This is a genomic window from Providencia rustigianii DSM 4541, assembly GCF_000156395.1.
GTDB lineage: Bacteria > Pseudomonadota > Gammaproteobacteria > Enterobacterales > Enterobacteriaceae > Providencia > Providencia rustigianii.
Window position 1 is genome coordinate 96062 of record NZ_GG703823.1, and the last position, 4802, is coordinate 100863.

Annotated in this window: 4 protein-coding genes, 5 tRNA genes and 2 rRNA genes; 1 reads left to right on the forward strand and 10 read right to left on the reverse strand. The window is 39.1% G+C overall.

All coding sequences use genetic code 11. From position 1 onward, the window contains the following. The 5 genes from PROVRUST_RS18030 to PROVRUST_RS18050 all read right to left on the reverse strand — a co-directional run. Positions 1–233, reverse strand: a 233-nt coding sequence (locus tag PROVRUST_RS18030) for a GTP-binding protein (RefSeq protein ID WP_006816340.1), incomplete at its 3' end; no start/stop codon positions are given. A gap of 122 nt (positions 234–355) precedes the next feature. Next, a tRNA-Thr gene (locus tag PROVRUST_RS18035) sits at positions 356–431 on the reverse strand. 6 nt (positions 432–437) lie between these two features. Beyond that, a tRNA-Gly gene (locus PROVRUST_RS18040) sits at positions 438–512 on the reverse strand. Between the two features lie 72 nt (positions 513–584). Further along, a tRNA-Tyr gene (locus PROVRUST_RS18045) sits at positions 585–669 on the reverse strand. Between the two features lie 15 nt (positions 670–684). Then, positions 685–760, reverse strand: a tRNA-Thr gene (locus PROVRUST_RS18050). Between the two features lie 428 nt (positions 761–1188). Here PROVRUST_RS18050 and coaA point away from each other — a divergent pair. Next, a complete protein-coding gene (gene coaA / locus PROVRUST_RS18055) occupies positions 1189–2139 on the forward strand; it encodes a type I pantothenate kinase (protein WP_006816341.1) in 951 nt (316 codons plus the stop codon). A gap of 31 nt (positions 2140–2170) precedes the next feature. Here coaA and birA read toward each other — a convergent pair whose 3' ends face one another. From birA to rrf (PROVRUST_RS18080), 5 genes are all read right to left on the reverse strand, one after another. Further along, the gene (birA, locus tag PROVRUST_RS18060; RefSeq protein WP_006816342.1) at positions 2171–3148 is read right to left on the reverse strand and encodes a bifunctional biotin--[acetyl-CoA-carboxylase] ligase/biotin operon repressor BirA; all 978 of its coding nucleotides are present in this window, start codon (positions 3146–3148) and stop codon (positions 2171–2173) included. Next, complete coding sequence (gene murB / locus PROVRUST_RS18065; protein WP_006816343.1) at positions 3145–4179, reverse strand: UDP-N-acetylmuramate dehydrogenase; 1035 nt, start codon at positions 4177–4179, stop codon at positions 3145–3147. The genes birA and murB overlap by 4 nt, the downstream gene beginning before the upstream one ends. 174 nt (positions 4180–4353) lie before the next feature. Continuing rightward, positions 4354–4469, reverse strand: a 5S ribosomal RNA gene (gene rrf / locus PROVRUST_RS18070). Between the two features lie 26 nt (positions 4470–4495). Beyond that, positions 4496–4571: transfer RNA gene (locus PROVRUST_RS18075), tRNA-Thr, on the reverse strand. A gap of 47 nt (positions 4572–4618) precedes the next feature. Further along, positions 4619–4734, reverse strand: a 5S ribosomal RNA gene (gene rrf, locus PROVRUST_RS18080). Between the last annotated feature and the right edge of the window lie 68 nt (positions 4735–4802).

A 4802-nucleotide genomic window follows, 5' to 3' on the forward strand; every position in this document is an offset into this window, starting at 1 on the left:
GCGTAGTGGCGAGTAGGAGTATCATATTCTACGTGAGAAGTAGAGATGGTGATACCACGCGCTTTTTCTTCTGGTGCGTTATCGATTTGATCGAATGCACGAGCGTTACCGCCGTAAGTTTTTGCCAGAACAGTAGTGATAGCTGCTGTCAGAGTAGTTTTACCGTGGTCAACGTGGCCGATTGTACCAACGTTAACGTGCGGTTTTGAACGTTCAAATTTTTCTTTAGACATTAGATTGTCCCTCTAAGACACGGAATCGGTGGTTAAACCACATCAACCAAGCATAAATTCGCTTGTATTCTTAACAGGAGAACAGAAGAAACATCAGGAGATAATTGAGAACATAGGGGAAGTGGTGCTGATAGGCAGATTCGAACTGCCGACCTCACCCTTACCAAGGGTGTGCTCTACCAACTGAGCTATATCAGCACATCTTGGAGCGGGCAGCGGGAATCGAACCCGCATCATCAGCTTGGAAGGCTGAGGTAATAGCCATTATACGATGCCCGCAATGAACTCGGCTACCTGAGTTATCAGCTGTTAAACTGGGTTTCCTCAAAGCTTATTAAAGCTTGTTGGAGATGGTGGTGGGAGAAGGATTCGAACCTTCGAAGTCTGTGACGGCAGATTTACAGTCTGCTCCCTTTGGCCGCTTGGGTATCCCACCTATCCAAATTTTTAATGGTGCCGGCACCAAGAGTCGAACTCGGGACCTACTGATTACAAGTCAGTTGCTCTACCAACTGAGCTATGCCGGCATCAAGTGCTGCGCATTCTAGGAAGAGTGAGCGCAGGTTGCAACAAAAAAATTTATTTTTTTGTTCGTTTGCTCATATTTTATTCACTTTTCGCATTTTTGCTGTTTTTATAACTACTTTAAGATTAAAACATCAGCAGTATTTATTAACTATAATCCATTATGATCTAGCGAGTAAAGAACACTTATTGACCTCACCTTACTTAAATACAGATTTTTTATTCACCATTATGATTTGGTCTTACTTTTTACTAGTATGTTTTTCGATCAATCAATGCTATTTTTCTCGTATACGTCAAAAAAAATTCACATAAAACATAAAAAATCCTACGCCTCCACTTCCTCAATCGCTATGATGCTATCAAATTTTATGGATACGGATGTTTAGGCAACCTGTCCAACCTGCACACAATAGGCAGATGTTGGTTTATGAAACAGAAAGAAAATTTTATCACTACACCATACTTAGAATTTGATAGAGAGCATTGGGCCACATTACGTGATTCGGTTCCTCTGACGCTATCATCTAGTGAGCTTTTTGAATTAAAGGGAATTAATGAAGAGCTCTCAATGGACGATGTCATTGAAATTTATCTACCTCTATCTCGCTTACTTAATTTTTATATAAGCTCTAATTTACGTCGCCAAGCCGTTCTAGAACAATTTTTAGGGACAAATGAAGCTAAAGTTCCTTATATTATCGGTATTGCAGGCAGTGTTGCGGTAGGTAAAAGTACAACCGCACGTTTGCTACAAGCATTATTAACCCGTTGGCCTGAACACAGAAAAGTCGATTTAGTGACTACTGATGGTTTTCTGCATCCCAACCAAGTATTGCGGGATAGGAATATCATGAAGAAAAAAGGTTTCCCACAATCTTACGATATGAGAAAACTTGTTAACTTTGTTTCACAGATAAAATCAGGGGCTCGCAATGTAGCGGCTCCAGTTTATTCACATTTGACCTACGATATTGTGCCTGACCAACAACAAATAGTTGATCAACCAGATATTTTAATTCTTGAAGGATTAAATGTACTACAAAGTGACATGGATTATCCGCAAGATCCTCACCATGTTTTTGTCTCTGACTTTGTAGATTTTTCTATTTATGTCGATGCAGATCCACAATTATTGAAAGAGTGGTATATCGGGCGCTTTTTAAAATTTAGGCAAGGTGCATTTTCTGATCCTGATTCTTACTTCCATAATTATTCTAAACTAAGTGAAGAAGAAGCTATTAATATAGCAAGCTCTATTTGGGATGAAATTAATGGACTAAACCTTGAAGAGAATATTTTACCTACTAAAGAAAGAGCTAGTTTAATTATGACTAAAGGTAAAAATCATTCTATTCAAAATGTTCGTTTACGAAAATAATTAATAAGGCCGACATTACCCGGCCTATTTTTTATTTTTCATTTCCTCTTAATGATATTTCACCACCAATATAAGGAATTATTTCACCATTCTCTGTTTGTAACAGCAGTGCGCCCTGCTCATTAATACCTTTTTCTATTCCGGTTATAACGTCATTACCAATCAATAACTTAACGCTTCTCCCTAAGAAATTATCTAGATCAAACCATTTTGCCAAAAACGGTTTCAAACCTTCCTTTTCAAATAAAAGTAGCGACTGCCTTAATGCGTTAATAATATTTCCAGCTAACTTATTTCTTTCAATATTCTCAACTTCATCAGTTAAAGATGACCATGCTTGATTAATTGGTTTTTCTTTTTGAAGTATATTTTCATTCATTCCGATATTAATACCAATACCAATAATAATATGTGCAGCATCACCTGTCTTACCGGTTAATTCAACCAAAATACCTGCAAGTTTTTTATCATTCATATACAGGTCATTCGGCCATTTTACTTTTACTTTATTGCCACATACCTTATTAAGTGTCTCAGCTATAACAATACCGACCACTAAACTCAAGCCGATAGCCGCCGCTGGGCCTTGTTCTAGCCTCCAGTAAGTCGATAAATAAAGATTACATCCGAATGGTGATATCCATTGTCGTCCTCTACGTCCCCTGCCAGCACTTTGGTATTCTGCCAGACATGTATCTCCCGAATTCAAATTAGGTATACGTTCCAACATATATTGATTTGTAGAATCAATCACTGGCTCAACAATAATCTTTACAGCATCTACATATTTTTCTATATCTGATTTATTCAATAAATTAATTTTATTAGGAACTTGATAGCCTTTGCCAGTAACCGTTTGTATATCTAAACCCCAGGAACGTAATGTTTTAATATGCTTATTGATCGCTGCACGCGTCATTCCTAACCGTTCACCAAGCTGCTCACCTGAATGAATTTTTCCATCTGCTAAGATATCAATGACCTGTAAGGGAATACTTGTTTCTTTCATTTCATATAATCCATCGCATTTACCTCACCTTGTTTACCAATGAATCGGACTTCAGGCTCTAGATAAATATTAAATCGTGCCGCAACTGTTTGACTAATAAATTTTGCCAGATCAACGATATCTTGCCCGGTAGCACCATACTTATTAATTAGTACTAGAGCTTGCTGAGTATGTACAGCAGCACCTCCTAGCTGATGACCTTTCAGTCCACATTGGTCTATTAACCAACCTGCAGCAAGCTTTACTGTGCCATCAGGCTGAATATACTGAGGACAATTAGGATAATTATCTTTAATTTTCTGAGCCAATGTTGCAGATACCAATGGGTTTTTAAAAAAGCTACCCGCATTTCCAACGACATTCGGATCAGGTAATTTACTTTTACGAGTCTCACAGACGGATTCAAATACTTGTCGCGGGGTGGCTACCGCCGGATCTAATTTGGATAAATCCCCATAAGCTAACTTGGGAGCCCATTCTTTAGAGAAGATCAAACCAACACTAACAATTACGTGAGAATGTTGGTATTCATGTTTAAAGATGCTATCTCGGTAACCAAATCGACATTCATTAGCGAGAATCCGAGTGATTTTTCCAGTAACAAGGGAAAGAATATCCACATATTCACAGATATCTTTTAACTCTAAGCCATAAGCACCAATATTTTGTATCGGTGCAGAACCCACGCAACCAGGAATCAGCGCTAAATTCTCAGCACCATATATACCTTTATTCAATAAAGTTTCAATGAGCTGATGCCAGTTCTCTCCGGCTTGAGCATGAACATGCCAAGCATCTTGTGACTCACTTATTTCAATACCTTTAATTCTATTAATAATGACCATACCATCAAAGTCTTCGACAAATAGGACATTACTACCACCACCTAATAATAAGACTGGTAATTTATCATTCTTTGCCTGAGTCCATCGCTCATATAGGTCATCGACACTCTGCACAATATGTACAGACAGTGCTTTTGCATCAATAGCAAAACTATTAAATGTTTTAAGTTCGGAGGTCAGGTTCATTGCAGCCTTCAGTACAAATAGGATCTAAGATGTGATAAGTCTATCAGCCAGACCTAGCAGTGAATAGCATGTATGTAGAAATAATGAGGCTAGGGGAAAATTTATTAGCATTAAATAAATTATAAATCGTAGATAGCAAAAAGCCACCCTTATGGGTGGCTTCTTATATTTAAAACCTAGCAGTTCCCTACTCTCACATGGGGAGACCCCACACTACCATCGGCGCTACGGCGTTTCACTTCTGAGTTCGGCATGGGGTCAGGTGGGACCACCGCGCTATTGCCGCTAGGTAAATTCTTTTAAATTTTTATACTTCTGGTGCTGATACCCAGATTCGAACTGGGGACCTCACCCTTACCAAGGGTGTGCTCTACCAACTGAGCCATATCAGCAAATATGGTGCGGTCAGTCAGTACTGACACAACCTTTAAAATTTAATGTCTGGCAGTTCCCTACTCTCACATGGGGAGACCCCACACTACCATCGGCGCTACGGCGTTTCACTTCTGAGTTCGGCATGGGGTCAGGTGGGACCACCGCGCTATTGCCGCCAGACAAATCCTGTTTGTTCCCGTTTAAGTCTTTTATCCTTAAACCAGAACATCAATCCTGAACAAGCTGCT

Coding starts and splice junctions, on each gene's coding strand:
- birA (WP_006816342.1), bottom strand. CDS start 3,148: ATGAAAGAAACAAGTATTCCCTTACAGGTCATTGATATCTTAGCAGAT.
- coaA (WP_006816341.1), top strand. CDS start 1,189: ATGAAACAGAAAGAAAATTTTATCACTACACCATACTTAGAATTTGAT.
- murB (WP_006816343.1), bottom strand. CDS start 4,179: ATGAACCTGACCTCCGAACTTAAAACATTTAATAGTTTTGCTATTGAT.